The sequence below is a fragment of the Proteus sp. ZN5 genome (assembly GCF_011046025.1).
Classification (GTDB): Bacteria; Pseudomonadota; Gammaproteobacteria; order Enterobacterales; family Enterobacteriaceae; genus Proteus.
In genome coordinates this window covers 458,974-475,267 of record NZ_CP047639.1, presented here as the reverse complement: position 1 = coordinate 475,267, position 16,294 = coordinate 458,974, and the positions used below count along the sequence as shown (strand labels likewise).

13 protein-coding genes are annotated in these 16,294 nt (G+C 39.5%); 3 read left to right on the top strand and 10 right to left on the bottom strand.

From position 1 onward, the window contains the following. Nucleotides 1–39 precede the first annotated feature (39 nt). Both GTK47_RS02325 and GTK47_RS02320 read left to right on the top strand, forming a co-directional pair. A complete protein-coding gene (locus GTK47_RS02325; protein WP_165122008.1) occupies nucleotides 40–1,068 on the top strand; it encodes a glycosyl hydrolase family 8 in 1,029 nt (342 codons plus the stop codon). Between the two features lie 315 nt (nucleotides 1,069–1,383). After that, on the top strand, nucleotides 1,384–1,812 hold the full coding sequence (locus GTK47_RS02320; RefSeq protein ID WP_165122007.1) for a TOBE domain-containing protein: 429 nt from the start codon (nucleotides 1,384–1,386) through the stop codon (nucleotides 1,810–1,812). Between the two features lie 116 nt (nucleotides 1,813–1,928). Here GTK47_RS02320 and GTK47_RS02315 read toward each other — a convergent pair whose 3' ends face one another. From GTK47_RS02315 to fdnG, 7 genes are all read right to left on the bottom strand, one after another. Next, nucleotides 1,929–3,578: an LTA synthase family protein gene (locus tag GTK47_RS02315; RefSeq protein ID WP_165122006.1), complete on the bottom strand. Its 1,650-nt coding sequence runs from the start codon at nucleotides 3,576–3,578 to the stop codon at nucleotides 1,929–1,931. A gap of 155 nt (nucleotides 3,579–3,733) precedes the next feature. Then, nucleotides 3,734–5,596 carry a selenocysteine-specific translation elongation factor gene (gene selB / locus GTK47_RS02310; RefSeq protein WP_165122005.1) on the bottom strand — a complete coding sequence of 621 codons (1,863 nt, stop codon included), beginning with the start codon at nucleotides 5,594–5,596 and terminating at the stop codon, nucleotides 3,734–3,736. After that, on the bottom strand, nucleotides 5,593–6,984 hold the full coding sequence (selA, locus tag GTK47_RS02305) for an L-seryl-tRNA(Sec) selenium transferase (protein WP_165122004.1): 1,392 nt from the start codon (nucleotides 6,982–6,984) through the stop codon (nucleotides 5,593–5,595). The genes selB and selA overlap by 4 nt, the downstream gene beginning before the upstream one ends. A gap of 15 nt (nucleotides 6,985–6,999) precedes the next feature. Further along, entirely contained in the window at nucleotides 7,000–7,920 is a 921-nt protein-coding gene (fdhE, locus tag GTK47_RS02300) for a formate dehydrogenase accessory protein FdhE (protein WP_165122003.1), read from the bottom strand. 208 nt (nucleotides 7,921–8,128) lie between these two features. Then, nucleotides 8,129–8,785, bottom strand: a complete 657-nt coding sequence (gene fdoI / locus GTK47_RS02295; protein ID WP_165122002.1) for a formate dehydrogenase cytochrome b556 subunit — start codon at nucleotides 8,783–8,785, stop codon at nucleotides 8,129–8,131. Next, nucleotides 8,782–9,720, bottom strand: a complete 939-nt coding sequence (fdxH, locus tag GTK47_RS02290) for a formate dehydrogenase subunit beta (RefSeq protein ID WP_161710693.1) — start codon at nucleotides 9,718–9,720, stop codon at nucleotides 8,782–8,784. The genes fdoI and fdxH overlap by 4 nt, the downstream gene beginning before the upstream one ends. Before the next feature lie 11 nt (nucleotides 9,721–9,731). Further along, nucleotides 9,732–12,779 (bottom strand): formate dehydrogenase-N subunit alpha, encoded by a 3,048-nt coding sequence (gene fdnG, locus GTK47_RS02285; protein ID WP_165122001.1) that lies wholly within the window; start codon nucleotides 12,777–12,779, stop codon nucleotides 9,732–9,734. 178 nt (nucleotides 12,780–12,957) lie between these two features. Here fdnG and fdhD point away from each other — a divergent pair, with 178 nt between their 5' ends. Then, entirely contained in the window at nucleotides 12,958–13,788 is an 831-nt protein-coding gene (fdhD, locus tag GTK47_RS02280) for a formate dehydrogenase accessory sulfurtransferase FdhD (RefSeq protein WP_165122000.1), read from the top strand. On the opposite strand, the gene GTK47_RS02275 is transcribed toward fdhD, so the two are convergent. The 3 genes from GTK47_RS02275 to umoA all read right to left on the bottom strand — a co-directional run bounded on the left by GTK47_RS02275 (nucleotide 13,785) and on the right by umoA (nucleotide 16,240). Next, nucleotides 13,785–14,549 carry a GNAT family N-acetyltransferase gene (locus GTK47_RS02275; RefSeq protein ID WP_165121999.1) on the bottom strand — a complete coding sequence of 255 codons (765 nt, stop codon included), beginning with the start codon at nucleotides 14,547–14,549 and terminating at the stop codon, nucleotides 13,785–13,787. The genes fdhD and GTK47_RS02275 overlap by 4 nt on opposite strands. A gap of 35 nt (nucleotides 14,550–14,584) precedes the next feature. Next, entirely contained in the window at nucleotides 14,585–15,448 is an 864-nt protein-coding gene (locus GTK47_RS02270; RefSeq protein WP_165121998.1) for an ATP-grasp fold amidoligase family protein, read from the bottom strand. Between the two features lie 255 nt (nucleotides 15,449–15,703). Beyond that, on the bottom strand, nucleotides 15,704–16,240 hold the full coding sequence (umoA, locus tag GTK47_RS02265; RefSeq protein ID WP_165121997.1) for a UmoA family flagellar biogenesis regulator: 537 nt from the start codon (nucleotides 16,238–16,240) through the stop codon (nucleotides 15,704–15,706). Nucleotides 16,241–16,294: the final 54 nt, after the last annotated feature.

The window sequence follows — 16,294 nt, the reverse complement described above, 5'->3', positions numbered from 1 at the left end:
AACTCAGATAGCGGTCGGCAATAGCAGGAGAGAAAGGCAATGTCTTTTAGGCACTTATCTCGTTGTAATTTTCTATTTTCTACCTTTTTTATTTTAGGTTTGTTGCTTATGATTTCTCCCTCAATACAGGCAGCCGATACTCAAATCGGATGGCAACAGTTTAAAGAGCGCTACATTAAGGATGATGGGCGAGTTACAGACAGTGCTAACAAAAATATTTCACACTCTGAAGGTCAAGGCTATGGCATGTTAATGGCTGTAATGAGTGATGATCATGAAACATTTAATAAGTTATGGCGCTGGACAGCGGCTTCTCTTTATCGTGGTGATTTAGGCTTGTTTAAATGGCGTTATGAGCCAGAAAATAGTGATCATACTCCTGATCCTAATAATGCGACAGACGGTGATATCTTAATTGCGTGGGCATTATTAAAAGCGGGTGAGAAATGGAATGATGAAAGTTATCTTTCAGCTTCTGATTCTATTCAACACGCTATTTTGGAACATACTTTAGTTAAGACAAAAAATTATACTGTACTTTTGCCCGGTATTAATGGTTTTAAAACGCCAGAAGAAATTATCATTAACCCATCCTATTTTATTTTCCCTGCATGGAAAGATTTTTACCGCACAAGCAACGATATTCGTTGGAAAATGTTAATTAATGATAGCCAGTCTTTACTTAGAAATATGCGATTTGGTGAATACCAATTACCCACTGACTGGGTAAGTTTATATCCAGATGGAAAGATTGAGCCTAGTGAAAAATGGCCTGCACGATTTAGCTTTGATGCAATACGTATTCCGCTTTATTTAGCTTGGGCACATGATGAATTAGCATTACAACCTTTTGTGCAGTATTGGCAGCAATTTGATCGTTATAAAACCCCTGCTTGGGTAAGTATTGATGCTCAAGAGCGCGCTGAATATAACCTTACTCCCGGCATGATGGCGGTGAGAGATTTAACGATGAAGACACCGATTGAAGATGTCGATTTAAGTAAAGATACGGATTATTACTCTTCTGCTTTACATTTATTAGCGGCCTTTTCTCAAAATGGGCAATAAGTATATTTAGTTAATTTTAATGATAGATAGCTTAAATTCCTTTTAATACAGAAAGGCATTAAGTTATCTATTTTGTTTATATTGATAGTACTAAAAAAATAAATTTCTAAATTATTTATACTTATTCGATTCTAATAAGTTAATAGTAATTCGTCATCTCTATGTTTTTGTAACATTATGTTTTTAAATAATAAATAAACTTTAAACCATGATCTGAAAATAATTTATTTGATGATGTTTATGCTAAAGTTATCTCAGTAATTTGATAGTGTTATTAATATAATTTCTCATCAATAATAGAATAGAGGTGAATAAATGAAAGTTTCAGCACGCAATCAGCTAGTTGGTAAAGTTGTTGATATTATTGAAGGTGCCGTTAATAGCGAAGTGATTTTATCTTTAGCGCATGGTGAAAAACTTGCCACAATTATTACTAAAGAGAGCTGTGACAGTTTAAAGATCAAAAAAAATGGTGAAGCAATTGCCATTATTAAAGCACCGTGGGTTGTATTAGCACTACCTGATTGCGGTTTAAATTTCTCTGCACGTAACCAATTTTTAGGTAAAGTAACTCAAATCGCACAAGGTGCGGTGAACTCTACCGTTCATTTAGAAACAGCTAAAGGTTTAGAACTGACAGCTGTTATTACAAATGAAAGCTTACAAGAAATGAAACTGGCAAAAGGTAGTGATGTTTTAGCGCTAGTGAAAGCATCAAGTGTGATTGTAGCAACACGCAAATAATTGCAAGTTTATTTCTTGAAATAAGAAAGAGGCTAAATATTTAGCCTCTTTCTTTTTGATATTAATTATCTTTTTGAATTTATTATCCCGATCATCTTTTATTCAGGTAATAAAAATTAATTATCTGTACTACCTGCGACTTTCAGTTTGTCATAGATATAATTTTTATAACTGTTAACTAATTTCTCGTCTTCACAGTCATTTAATTTACCTTCACATAAATGGCGCATTTGAATGTTTGCTTTGTAGAAAGGAGATAATGGCAAACGAGCGCGCTCCAGTATCATGCCACCTAAGAAGCTAATATCCGTTAACTCGCCCATTGAAAGTGGCGCACCTTGCGTTAGGTTATCTCTCAATGTGAATTGAGTGATATGTGCGGGGTTAGTAAATGGTGACTGGTAATTATTTAGCTCAATATTAGGTTGATGATCACCAAAATAGAGAAACATTGTCGGTTTTTCTCTTTGGGCGACAAAATTAGAGAAATCTTTAATTGCCGGATCACTGGTAATTATTTTTTCCATATAGTGGCTAAATTTACCCGGTGCATTACTGCTTTCTGTATGACCTGCAATTTGGTACATATCTCTGTGTGATTCGTCATAAGGGCCATGTTCATACATGGTTAATGAGAATATGAACAAGGGTTTATCTGTGCGTTTCTTCAGTACTTCTTCAACGTAACCCAGCATATCTACAGTCGATATCTTCCAGAGGTTTTCCTCTAATGTTCCCGGGTAGCCAAGCTCTTGAGGTTGAATGATTTCATCAATTCCCATTTTTTCATAAGCGTAACCTGCATGATAGGCACTACGATTAAACGGGGTGAGTAAAACGGTGTAATAGCCTTCAGCTTTTAGTTGGCGGAATAAACTTTCATTAAGATTATCGACAACAAAATAGAATACAGAGTTTTTACGCGCACCAAAATCATCCGTGTTTAGCCCTGTTAATACAGAAAACTCAGAAAGCCAAGTACCACCACCAAAGGTTTGTACACGTAAAGGGCTTTGTGCACTGACATTTTCATCTTTTTGGAACATAAATAAATCAGGCAGTGTCACATCGGTATCAAATTGATAAATATGAGGGTTAACTGTCGATTCCTGTAATAAAACGATAATGTCAGGTTTTATGTCTGTCTGTGTTTCTGGTAATACGGTTTTGTTCGCTAGTTCAAGAAAGTAATTTGCATCTTCCTTGAAATAAGGAGGATGATAAGTCGTTTGATAGCCAGACATGATTAAATTAGTGACAGTGCCTCGTCCTCCCGGAAGTGTACCTTCCCATTCAGCTTGCCATTTTTCTACGGTGAAATGGATGGTAGTAAATCCGATGACTATTAAGAGTAAACTACTTATACGCAAGGCTGGGCGTGATTTTTGGGAAAAACGCCAAGCAATAGACATATTGATTAGAAGCCATATTAACATCGCAACTAATGCAACACCGGCTTCCCAATAATGGCCTAATGTCCCTAAATTAGAGCTATCAAAAGCCAAATCAAAGTCAGAGAACATTAATGTTTCTTTGTAATAATGGACTTTGAGCTGATTAATAAACTTAGTTATCAGGAAGAGTGTACCGGTGGTAATAGCCGAAAATAAGACACGAGCAGATAAAATAAAACAAAGAGAGAAAAGAATAAAATAAGCACCGACAGAAAGAAGTGCTGTATAAATAAACGTTGCTTTCTCAAAAACAATAAAGAGTGAGGCTATAAGAATAAGTGCAAGATAAGCACTTCCTAATATTTTTTTCATATCTCTTCCGAGTATAGCGATAAAGAATAAAGGGGTATTTTACAAATATTGTAGGCGATAACCTTAAATAGGCTAAATAACTTTATTTAGCCTAAGTTAATAACTTTATTTAGCCTAAGTTAATAACTGTATTTAGCCTAAGTTAATAACTGTATTTAGAATAACCCTTTGTCTCGTAAAATATGAAGATCTTTTTTACGGCGAGTAAAGCCTGTACGATCAAAATATTCTAAAATTTGTACTGCTAATTTACGCCCAACGGATAATTCATCACGGAAGTCTGCTGCGGTAACACTGCCATTACTTTCATTGTATTTCACAATGATAGATGCGAATTTTTCTATTGTTTGGTGTGTATAGTAGCGATCGGCAATAATCGGAATAATTAAACCTAATTGCGCTGCTTTACGTAATAATGAGCGGATCACCTTTTCATCATTTTTCATTTCATTGGCGAGATCACGTACCCACCAAGGTTCAGATTGCTCAAAATAGACTTTGGCATTTTGCCATAGCGCATCTTGTTCTGGAGAAAAGGCAAGGCCATGAGTAGGAAGATGAAGCCAACCACGACTTTGGCTAATGGTGCCGTCTTTACGTAATTGATCAATTAAATGGTAGACCAATTCATCATGATAAGTCGGTAGTGCCATTCGTTTTAAACGAGAACGACCTACGCCCATTTGATCATTATGTTGTTGGTGATATGCCTCAAGTGTATCGAGTAATTTCTGTTTGGCGTTATCAGCATTCTCTTTAGAGAGGATAACACCTGCAACGCTGGCTAGATCAAAGGTTTGTAATAATTGAGTTAATGCACTTTCAGTTAATTGCTGTGCCCAAGCAAACTGATTTAAAGAGAGCTCACCTTTTGGTAAACATAACGCTAAATTAGCACTGACGCTGTCTGCATTATCAAGTTGGTGTAACCAATTTAAGAATTCAGTTTGTCGTTTACCTCTGCGTGGTGAATGCAAATGTAAGACTTTTGCCGCTGCTAATGTACGTTGAGCACTAATATCACGTAAAATCAGTCTATCGTTATCCACCAGCCAAAGTGGTTCATCAAGAATAAGTTCGGCTAATTGTGGTGTTTCGTTCACTTCATTTAAGAGGGCAACTCGTCCCGTAATATGACGTGTACCGTGGTGAATATGTACAGGCTGCCAATGCTTTAAAGGTTCATCTGCAATTAAACTGACCAATATCTTATGAGATTGATAGTTAGGCGCTTGAGAAAGCAACCAATCACCTCGAGAGACGTTTTCTTTACTGACATCTCCCGTGATGTTAATTGCGATACGATGACCTGCTCCTGCACTTTCTACGGGTTGATTTTGTGCATGTAAGGCTCTTATTCTTACGGGTTTATCTGCGCCAGTCAGCCAAAAGGTATCACCAACAGAAATTTGCCCTGCCAGCGCGGTACCAGTGACCACTAATCCAGCCCCTTTAATGCTAAAAACACGGTCTATCGCTAAACGAAAACGTTTATGCCATTGAGGGTGTTGTTGCTCTTGCAGATGCAACTCAACAAGGTAGTCACGAAGCGCTGGAATACCTTCGCCTGAAGGGGCTGAGGTGACAAAAATATCAGGTTGCTGCCAGCCTAAATTGGCTAATACATCGGTTGTTTGTGAACGAACTTCTTCAATTCGCTCAGGTGTAACGCGATCTGCTTTGGTGAGAATAACGGTAACTTGAGGACAGCCAGCAAGACGTAAAATAGAAATATGTTCGATGGTTTGTGCCATAACACCATCGTCACAAGCCACAATTAATAGCGCATGAGAGATCCCACCGACACCCGCGAGCATATTTGAAAGGAATTTCTCATGGCCAGGGACATCCACAAAACCAATTGATGTTCCATCATCTTGACGCCAATAGGCATAACCTAAATCAATGGTCATGCCGCGTTTTTTCTCTTCCGGTAAATGGGTAGTATCTACCCCAGTAATGGCCTGTATAAGTGTGGTCTTTCCGTGGTCTACGTGGCCTGCTGTCGCAAAAATCATAGTAAAAGTGCCTGTATTAATGCATTTTCATCCTCAAGACAGCGCAGATCAAGCCACAGGCGACCATCAGTAATTCGACCAATAATTGGCTTTTCTAAATTACGCCAATGCGCAGCTAGCGCATCTAACTGGCTACCTTTTCCATCTTTGGCTTCAAAGGTAAGTGCTGCACTCGGTAAACTTTCAATAGGTAACGAACCACTACCTATTTGAGAAGCACATGAGGATATCGTGATATGGTAGTTATCCCCATAATATGCCTGAAAATGAGGTAATAACCGTTGCGCCATATCATTAATTTCTGTTTGTGTCCGAGTTAACAAACGTAATGTCGGAATTTCAACAGCCATTTTTTCAGGTTGCTGATAAAGGCGTAATGTAGCGCCTAAAGCAGCTAATGTCATTTTATCAACACGTAATGCACGCTTTAAAGGATGGCGCTGAATAGCCTCAATCCACACTTTTTTACCAAGGATTATCCCCGCTTGTGGGCCACCTAACAGTTTATCGCCAGAGAAGGTGACAAGGTCGATGCCTTGTTGCAGATAATCTTGAGGCATTGGCTCGGAAGGTAAACCTAAGGCGGCTAAATTAGTCATTGATCCACTACCTAAATCGATAGCGGTTGGTAAGTTCATCTCTTTACCAAGTGCAGCAAGTTCATCGCCATGCACTTCAGCTGTAAAGCCTTGAATACAATAGTTGCTAGTATGAACTTTCATTAGCAAACCCGTATTTTCATTAATGGCGTTACGATAATCTTTAAGGTGAGTTCGGTTTGTTGTTCCGACTTCTTTGAGTGTACAGCCTGCTTGTGTCATTACATCAGGGATACGAAAAGCACCGCCAATCTCAACTAATTCACCACGAGAAACAACAACCTCTTTATTGGGTGCTACTGTTGCAAGCATCAGTAAAACAGCCGCGGCGTTGTTATTTACGATACAGGCATCTTCTGCTCCTGTTAATTCACATAACAAGTCAGCGATAGCGCGATCACGGTGTCCTCTTGAAGCACCATCAAGAGAATACTCTAAGGTTGCTGGTGAGCGCATAACTTGGCTAACCGCTTCAATAGCGGATTCTGCCATTAATGCACGCCCTAGATTGGTGTGTAAAACGGTACCTGTTAAATTGAAAACAGGTTTAATCGAGGATTTTCGTTGTAATGTAATGCGATCTGTTAATTCATCCGCCCAATGGTTATGCCATTGTGGTAACTCGTTTTCTTGACGAATAATGATACGCGCTTCTTCTTGTAACTTTCGTAAGTGTTCTGCAATAAATGTCTGACCATAAGAAGCTACAAGGGCTTGAATGTCTGCTTGGTGCAGTAACTTATCAATAGACGGCAGTTGGCTGTAAAGTGAGCGCGTATCATTTGTCATGCTAATACCTAATTATTATTCATTTGGGAACAGGAATGGATTAATACTACTACGAGCAAAGCCTTCTTCTTCCATTTTTGCATCAAGAACAATAGACGCTAAATCATCTGCAACAGCATCCACATTGGCATCTTTTTCTTGATATAAAATTTTCAGATAGCTTCCGCAATCACCACAGCTTTCTGCTTTCACTGGAGCATTTTCGCTGTCTAAAGACCAGTAATTTAATTTGCCTGTTAATTCACAGTTGGTGCACTTAATGCGTACAACGTGCCACTGTGTTTCACATAAGTTACAGTGTAAATAACGTAAACCTTGTGTTGTGCCGATTTGTACCATGCTTGTCACTGGCATACTGTTACAAACTGGACAGAATTGACGATTTTCACCGTATTCTGTTTTAGCCTTACCCGGAATATTTGCCGCTAATTGTGCCCAGTAAAGAGACAATGCAGCCCAAATAAAGACAGATTTATCTGCTGAGACTTTTGAATATTCATCGTTGAGTAATGCAGTTGCCATCTCTTCTAATTCAGTTTCAGAAGCTTTAGAGAGATTTTCTAAAGTGATAGTGGCACTTTCTGGCACAACTGGACGTAATTCAGCAATAATCGAGGCTAATAATGCATGCCAATGTTTACTGCGTTTGAATGTTTTTCTATCTAAAGGTGCTACACCAACTTGCTGTGTAAGGAGTGGGGCAAGATCAATAGTGAGTGGATTGTCATGAAGTGCTTTCTCTTGAGCTTTGACAATTTCTGCCGCAAATTCAAGGTAGTCTGCGAAAGGATTATCTTTTGCGAGTGTTTGAAAACGTTCAGCACGACGTTGATAAAGGTTTTTCAGATTAGGGAATAATACGGGTGGAATAAAACTGATCCCTTTTTCTGATTGCTCTTTACCTAATTGCTCTTTAGGAACGATGCGAATACTCATAACGTTCTATCTTCCTATTATCATAAATATTATAGTGAATACCCACAGGGTTTGGCTTCAGAATAAATCAAAAGCAAACATGAAGCCATGACAGTGGATAATAATCGCGTGATTTTATTGTTTTTTTACGTCTTAAAAACGGGCGTAAATTGAATAAAAAACGGAGGCTGTTCGAGCCTCCGTTTGTTCAGAAATACACTTTAGAGCATTATTTCTGTGACTGCTTTTCGGCTTCTTTTTTCTCTTCTTCGAGAATTTCACGATACCAACGAGGGTGGTGCTTTTTAGCCCAACCACGCGTTACCCAGCCTTCAATCATGCTACGAATTGAACCTTTCACCCAGAATGCTGCATAAGCGTGAACAAATACAGTGATTATCAGCAAGATAGCTGATAATGAGTGAACGAGTAAGGCAATTCTAATTACTGGGATCGAGAAATATTCTGCGAAATAAGGACGCCAAATGATAACACCACTGACTGTCAGTAAGATCAGGCTGATACTTAATGTCCAGTAGATCCCTTTTTGACCAAGGTTGTAGTGACCAATATCGCCAGCTTCTTCATTTTGCAGTACTTTATGAATATTTTTAGCCCAGACTAAGTCATCTTTATCGATAAAGTTGTGCTTCAGATATCTGAAGAACATAAAGAGAAAGAGGAGTGCCATCACGCTACCCACGAATGGGTGTAACAGACGCGACAGTTCTGGTGTTCCTAAAATATTCATGAACCAGTTCAGAGATGGGAAGAAGAAACCCAATCCGCTGACAGCAGTGAATAGGAATACAATCACTACTAACCAATGGTTAATACGCTCAGAAGCGGTGTGGCGAAGAATTTTATCGCCTTTCTTCTTCATCATTTCTGCTCCTCCTTATTCACAGAGGTCTGTGTTTTAGAAGATGCTTCCATCTCTTTTAGTGCTTCTTCTTCATCTTCTTCAGTTGTACGGTTTGGACCGACACCTAAATAGTGGAAAATAGCACCCGCGAAGGTTGCGGCAAAACCAACAGCAGCCAATGGTTTCCAGATACCTTTCCAGAATTTAACCGTAGAGCTAATTTCTGGGTTTTCTGGTAAACCATGGTACAGATTTGGTTTGTCAGCATGATGGAGAACATACATTACGTGTGTACCACCCACACCTTGTGGATCGTAAAGACCTGCATTGTCATAACCACGAGTTTGCAGTTCAGAAACACGCTCATTAGCAAGATTGATCATGGCTTCTTTCGAACCAAAATGAATCGCGCCTGTTGGGCAAGTTTTCACACATGCAGGCTCTTGGCCTACCTCGACACGGTCAACACATAACGTACATTTGTAAGCACGGTTATCTTCTTCATTAATGCGAGGCACGTCGAAAGGACAACCCGCAATACAATAACCACAACCAATACAATGTTCTGATTGGAAATCAACAATACCATTAGCGTATTGAATGATTGCACCTTCTGCTGGACAGGCTTTTAAACACCCTGGATCAGCACAGTGCATACAACCATCTTTACGAATTAACCATTCCAGCTTGCCGTTCTCTTCAACTTCAGAGAAACGCATTACTGTCCATGATTTTGCTGTTAGGTCTGTTGGGTTATCGTAAACACCGACGTTAGTGCCAATTTTATCGCGAATATCGTTCCATTCAGAACAAGCAACCTGACAGGCTTTACAGCCGATACAAGTCGTTACGTCGATAAGTTTTGCCACTTCTTCCTTGTAATCCCGCACCTGAGGCGCGGGAGTAAGGGAATTGGTAGCAGAGCGACGAATAATGTCTTGGGATTGCAGTGACATAATTTATCTCCTTACACCTTTTCCACATTAACAAGGAACGCTTTAAACTCAGGCGTTTGTGTATTCGCATCACCAACGAATGGCGTTAACGTATTGGCAATAAAGCCTTTAACAGCAACTCCTTCAAAGCCCCAGTGAATAGGAATACCAATGGTATCCACTTTGCGCCCATCAACATCAAGAGTTCTAATACGTTTAGTGACCACCGCTTTTGCTTTGATATAACCACGTTTTGAGCTGACTTTAACGGTATCGCCTTGAACAATGCCTTTTTCTGCGGCTAAACGCTCACCAATTTCAATAAATTGTTGTGGCTGAATAATCGCATTTAAGCGCGCGTGTTTAGTCCAGAAGTGGAAATGTTCTGTCAGACGATAAGTTGTACCGACATATGGGAAATCTTCTGCTTTACCCATATCTTTCCAGTCATCTTTAAAGATACGCGCTGCTGGGTTTGAAACCACATTTGGATGCAGTGGGTTAGTACCCAATGGTGTTTCAATTGGCTCATAGTGTTCAGGGAATGGGCCTTCTGCCATCTTATCAATAGCAAACAGACGTCCCATACCTTCCGGCTGCATAATAAATGGACCAACATCAGAACCTGGTGCAGCGTTGCTATAGTCAGGTACATCAATACCTGTCCATTTGCTGCCATCCCATTCGATTAACTTACGTTTAGGATCCCATGGTTGACCTTGTGGGTCTGCCGATGCGCGGTTATAAATAATGCGGCGGTTAAGAGGCCATGCCCATGCCCAACCTAATGTATTACCCAATCCTGATGGATCGGAGTTATCACGGTTAGCCATTTGGTTGCCTTTCTCTGTCCAGCTACCGGCGAAGATCCAACAGCCACTTGCTGTTGTACCATCATCACGTAACTGTGCGAACGAGCTAAGCAGTTGACCTTTTTTCAGAATGATATTGCCATCAGCATCTTTTAAATCGACCAATGCTCTACCATTACTTTCTTGTGCAACTTCTGCCGATGTTGGATTATCAGGATCAAAGTAATCCCAAGTCATATTCAACACCTGCTCTGGCATCGCGCCGCCTTCTTCTCTATAGAGTTGGCGTAAACGATGGAAAATACCTGATAAAATCTCAGCATCAGGGATAGCAATACCAGGGGCATCACCACCTTTCCAGTGCCACTGTAACCAGCGACCAGAGTTAACGATAGAACCGTCTTCTTCTGCGAAACAGGTTGTAGGCAGACGGAAGACTTCTGTCTGGATATCTGCTGTTTTAACGTCGTTCTCTTCACCGTGGTTCTGCCAGAAACATGAAGTTTCAGTGTTTAGCGGATCCATTGTGATAAGGAATTTCAGTTTTGATAATGAACGAACAACTTTGTTCTTATTCGGGAATGATGCGACTGGGTTAAAGCCTTGGCAGATATAGCCGTTGACTTCACCTTTATCCATCATGTCGAAGTATTGTAGAACGTCGTAAGGTTTGTCCCACTTAGGTAACAGTGAGAAGCCCCAATCATTATCACGTTGAGCATTATCACCATAGAATGTCTTCATCATACTGACGAAGAATTTAGGATAATTGCCCCAGTAGTTAACTTGTCCCGGTACTGTTGCTTTTGGCGTATTCGCAGCTAAGTAGGTTTCTAATGAAGTCTGCTTTTCAGAAGGCAGAGTCATATAGCCCGGTAAGCTTTGAGATAATAGACCGAGGTCAGTTAAGCCTTGAATATTGGAGTGACCACGTAGTGCGTTAACACCGCCACCAGCCATACCCATATTACCTAACAGTAATTGGATCATCGCCATAGTACGGATGTTTTGAGCACCAACGGTATGTTGAGTCCAGCCTAATGCATACAGGAAAGAAGCTGTTTTATCTTTCGCTGCTGTTTCAGCAATATATTCACAGACTTTTAAGAAATCGTCTTTTGGTGTACCACAAATCTGAGTAACCACATCAGGCGTGTAACGGCTAACGTGTTGTTTTAACAGATTCCAGACACAACGAGGATGTTGTAATGTGGTGTCGCGTTTTGCGAAACCATTTTCATCCATCTCGTAGTTCCAAGTGGTTTTATCGTATTTACGTTTTTCTGCATCATATCCGCTGAATAAACCATCATCAAAATGATAATCTTCACGGACAATCAAGCTAGCATTGGTATAAGCCTCAACGTATTCTTTTTGATATTTCTTATTTTCGAGCAGATATAAGATAACGCCCGATAAGAACGTAATATCAGTACCAGAACGGATAGGCGTATAGAAATCCGCAACAGCCGCAGTACGGGTGAAGCGAGGATCAATAACAATTAACTTGGCGTTATTATGGATTTTAGCTTCCATCGCCCAGCGGAATCCCACAGGGTGTGCTTCTGCCGCATTACCGCCCATAACGACGATAAGGTTGGCGTTTTTCATATCAACCCAGTGGTTGGTCATCGCACCGCGACCAAATGTTGGAGCAAGACTTGCTACCGTTGGTCCGTGTCAGACACGCGCTTGGTTATCGACAGCTAGCATCCCAAGAGCTCTTGAGAATTTCTGAGTTAAAAACCCAGTTTCATTGCTTGCTGCGGAGGCGCAAAGCATACCGGTTGTTAACCAACGGTTGACTTCTACACCTTCTTTATTGAATTTCTGGAAGTTGGCATCGCGGTCTTTTTTGATTAAGCGCGCAATACGATCAAACGTTTCTTCCCATGAGAGTTTTACCCATTTATCCGAGCCGGGTGCACGGTATTCAGGGTGTTTTAAACGACCTTCGCTGTGGATGAAATCCACAAGGCCAGCACCTTTAGGGCATAATGCACCACGGTTTACTGGGTGGTCTGAGTCACCTTCAATATGGAATATCGTTTCTTTTGCGTTTTTCGCGCCATCGCCCAGACTATACATTAATAGTCCACAACCGACAGAACAGTACGTACAGGTATTACGGGTTTCGCGGGCTCTTAGTAATTTATACTGACGCGAGCCTGCTAGCGCAACTGCTGGTGCAAAACCAAGCGCTGCCGCTGTAGTACCTGCCATACCGCCAGCACAGATCTTAAAGAACTGTCTTCTGCTGACCTGCATGGGGTCTCTCCTCATCATACATTGCTTTTACTGACTCTGATTTTCTTCTCGAAAATTGAGCTGATTGTTTTTTTATTCCTATTATCCTTAATAGGATCAGGTTCATTGCCTGATAGGTAGTGTAAAATCGTTTTACCCGTATTGTTATTATGTATTAATAAATTTAGGAATTCATCTTATGGATGAAACAAAATCGACAAAATTGTTAACTAAACGTGTAATCATTGGCGTAGATCAAACAATTGTGCAACACAAAGGATCGCTTAACAGACAAGAAGACGATTATATTGCACTCGAAGTTCCTGTTGCATTAGTGTACAACGGGATTTCTCACGTTGTTATGATGGCAAGCCCTAAAAATTTAGAGTTGTTCGCTGTCGGATTTTCTTTATCCGAAGGCATTATAGAATCTTCCAATGAAATTCGCAGTATCGAAATTGTAGAAAGTTGTAATGGAGGCATTGAAGTTCAGGTTGAATTATCAAGCCGACGTTTTATGGGATTAAAAGAGCGTCGCCGCAATATGACTGGCCGTACTGGTTGTGGTATTTGTGGAACGGAACAACTAGAAGAGATTTTCCGACCAATTACGCCGTTACCTTTTACACAAACATTTTCACTTTCGAATCTTGATAAAGCGTTAGAGCAGATGACAACAGTTCAAGAAATTGGTGAGCTAACGGGTTGTACTCATGCTGCTGTTTGGTTGTCGCCAGAAGGTGAAATGCAAGGGGGATGTGAAGATGTTGGTCGCCATGTCGCACTTGATAAGCTTTTAGGTATGAAAGCACAAGAAAAGTGGGATCAAGGTGCAGTATTAGTCTCTAGTCGTGCTAGTTATGAAATGGTACAAAAAGCCGCAATGTGTGGCGCAGAAATTCTCTTTGCTGTTTCTGCGGCAACCTCTTTAGCCGTTGAAGTGGCTAATAAATATAATGTTACGCTGGTGGGTTTCTGCCGTCGCGGAAGAGCAACGGTGTTTACTCATCCACAACGACTGATTGATTAATTAATATCGTGGAACATCCAAAGATTGGGTTCAAGATAAGTACCAGATTGGTGTTGAATATCAATACTAACCGGTGCAAGCCCCATAGGAATGGCATAATCACCACTCATTGGAAATTGTAGCGAAGTCCATTGTTCCCATGTTTCTTTCGGGGCTTCGATTTTCATAGACTGTGGGGCTATTTTGATAATTGTTGCACCTAATCGCCAATGTGTACGTATCCAAGGATCAAATGGTTCATTATTATTATTCTGCCACTGGCAATATTCTTCAAAAGAGTGCAGAGGATAGCGGTGTTTTAATGTTGGTCGAACGGGAACCACAACACCAAGATAGCCTTGTTTTCTTGCGTAGGCTTTTAAGGCATTAATTAAATGCAGAGGAATGCCTTGGCCGCGATAACGGCTATCAACAGTTACTGATAACGCAGAAATAAGTTGGCATGGGAGCTGTTTTTCATCTGCTTGCATACCTAACTCAAATACACAATCCCAGCCATTATCAGGAAGTGCATCAAAATTATTATGTTCCCAAGGTAAAGCAACAGCGTTTATTACACCAACGACTTCTTCTTGATCATTTTCTTTTAATACTGCGAGAAATTGATAATGTGAAAAAGGTGGTGCATATAAGCGATCCCAATAGCTTTCATTAACCGATGTTCCCATCATAAAATCTGGCCAATGAGCAGCTATCATTTTTTCTGCTTTTTCGAGTAGATCAGTACGAGACTGAAAATGTGTAATTACGATATTTTTCATAGTTAATTAACTTATTAGTAAACGTAGTCAGCGGATTATGACCACAAAGCACCTAATTTGTAATCCCACTCTTTTGGTTTGATGGGGATACGTCCTGCATTTGGAGTAAAGGTCATTTCGCTAAAGATAAGCCTATTTTCAGACATTAAAAAATCAACTCGGCAATAATTAAAGTCACTTGCCATTTTAGCGGCTAATTGCAACATAGTTTCAAATTGAGCTGGTTTTTCAACAAGTTCTGGAGTGTTGGGATCTTCTAATGTGATGGGTTGTAACTGCCAATTTATATCATATACATTAATATACTCATTCCCTTTGGTGTCAGAAATATCAATTTCAGCATAATGAGGTTGACCATTAAAACAATGAAGACGACAAGTTGTTGGTATCATTGGTTTTTTTGTATCAAATAAATCAATATATTCTTCACAAAGAATTTGAGCTTTGATATTTTTATAATGCCATTCGCGCGTGACAGGATAGAGATTACGTTTTAAATGAAACTGAAGCTTTTTCTTAGCGTTTTCAAAATCAAAAGTGGCTTTATCAAGGCAGATGATTGTACTACCGCTGTCATGATTACATTTGAGAACAAAACGTGAAGGAAGTAGAGTGATATCGATTTCATCAGGGTGAGAATAAGTGTTAATGATAGGAACCAGATAGTGTGGGCCAATCTTCTCTATTACATAATCTCTGACTTTGATTTTATCGGCTAAGCGCGTATAAATTGGGTTTCTATCGAATAGCATACGTGCATTGATTTTTTCATTAAGTGATGTCGGTATTTTAAAGTTAGGTTGATAACCTAAGTTACGTATAAACTTGTTCTTTAAATACACACGATCAGGTAATGCGATAGTGCGAAATTGTTTGAAATAATATTCTATGATTTTCATAAGCTAATGATTATTTTAAATAGATAAGTGAAATAAAAACTAACTTTTCTTTGAATTAAATTTCTATATAAAGAAATAATTAAATTAAATAGAAATTAAGAGAATAATGTCAGCTATTAATATTCTTATATTTTTTATTTATATAAACTTAAAAAATATTAACGTAGGTTAATATTCAAAGTACTTATTTTAATAAAAGAAAAAATGACGACATTAAGAGAGAGTTAACAAAAAGGAATGTTGATTAAGAGTATATTAATTTGATGACCATTTAGTTATATGAATTGGTTTATCCCAATTATTAAAGCGTAATCCTTTGCCGGTTCTATTTCCGTGAGCATCTAATATCTCATAATACTCTTCAACGATTTGGCTACGGCCACGTTGCCATTCATTGGTTGTTGCAAAAGGATCAATCAAATAGATATCGCCGACAACGGTATATAGCTCACCTAAATAGCGAATTTTCTTCGTACTACTATTTGAATAGTGAGAAAACATAATTTGGTAGGTTTTGTAGTGCTCTGGTTGACCATAAGGGCCGTATTTCATTGCAATATAACGAATACCTTGAGGATCAGAATGGCTTGCACCACCCGGCACAGGCATATCTGGTGTGATATTAAAAAGAGTATATCGAGAACTTGCCGTTGGTTGTCTTAATGCTTGTCGATAGTTTTGTGTATCTAATCCAGACGCTGGCCATGTTCTATCCACTAAGCCATCTCCCGCCAAACAGGAAACAGATAATCCTAACAATGAAAGAATTATAAATAGGGACTTAGCAGACATAAATACTCCTTTATTGCCATTATGATGCCAAAAAATAAGGTAATTGTTCCGTGA

Excerpts from the sequence above, each read along its gene's own strand:
- GTK47_RS02325 (WP_165122008.1), top strand. The coding sequence starts at position 40 with ATGTCTTTTAGGCACTTATCTCGTTGTAATTTTCTATTTTCTACCTTT.
- GTK47_RS02320 (WP_165122007.1), top strand. The coding sequence starts at position 1,384 with ATGAAAGTTTCAGCACGCAATCAGCTAGTTGGTAAAGTTGTTGATATT.
- GTK47_RS02315 (WP_165122006.1), bottom strand. The coding sequence starts at position 3,578 with ATGAAAAAAATATTAGGAAGTGCTTATCTTGCACTTATTCTTATAGCC.
- selB (WP_165122005.1), bottom strand. The coding sequence starts at position 5,596 with ATGATTTTTGCGACAGCAGGCCACGTAGACCACGGAAAGACCACACTT.
- selA (WP_165122004.1), bottom strand. The coding sequence starts at position 6,984 with ATGACAAATGATACGCGCTCACTTTACAGCCAACTGCCGTCTATTGAT.
- fdhE (WP_165122003.1), bottom strand. The coding sequence starts at position 7,920 with ATGAGTATTCGCATCGTTCCTAAAGAGCAATTAGGTAAAGAGCAATCA.
- fdoI (WP_165122002.1), bottom strand. The coding sequence starts at position 8,785 with ATGATGAAGAAGAAAGGCGATAAAATTCTTCGCCACACCGCTTCTGAG.
- fdxH (WP_161710693.1), bottom strand. The coding sequence starts at position 9,720 with ATGTCACTGCAATCCCAAGACATTATTCGTCGCTCTGCTACCAATTCC.
- fdhD (WP_165122000.1), top strand. The coding sequence starts at position 12,958 with ATGGATGAAACAAAATCGACAAAATTGTTAACTAAACGTGTAATCATT.
- GTK47_RS02275 (WP_165121999.1), bottom strand. The coding sequence starts at position 14,549 with ATGAAAAATATCGTAATTACACATTTTCAGTCTCGTACTGATCTACTC.
- GTK47_RS02270 (WP_165121998.1), bottom strand. The coding sequence starts at position 15,448 with ATGAAAATCATAGAATATTATTTCAAACAATTTCGCACTATCGCATTA.
- umoA (WP_165121997.1), bottom strand. The coding sequence starts at position 16,240 with ATGTCTGCTAAGTCCCTATTTATAATTCTTTCATTGTTAGGATTATCT.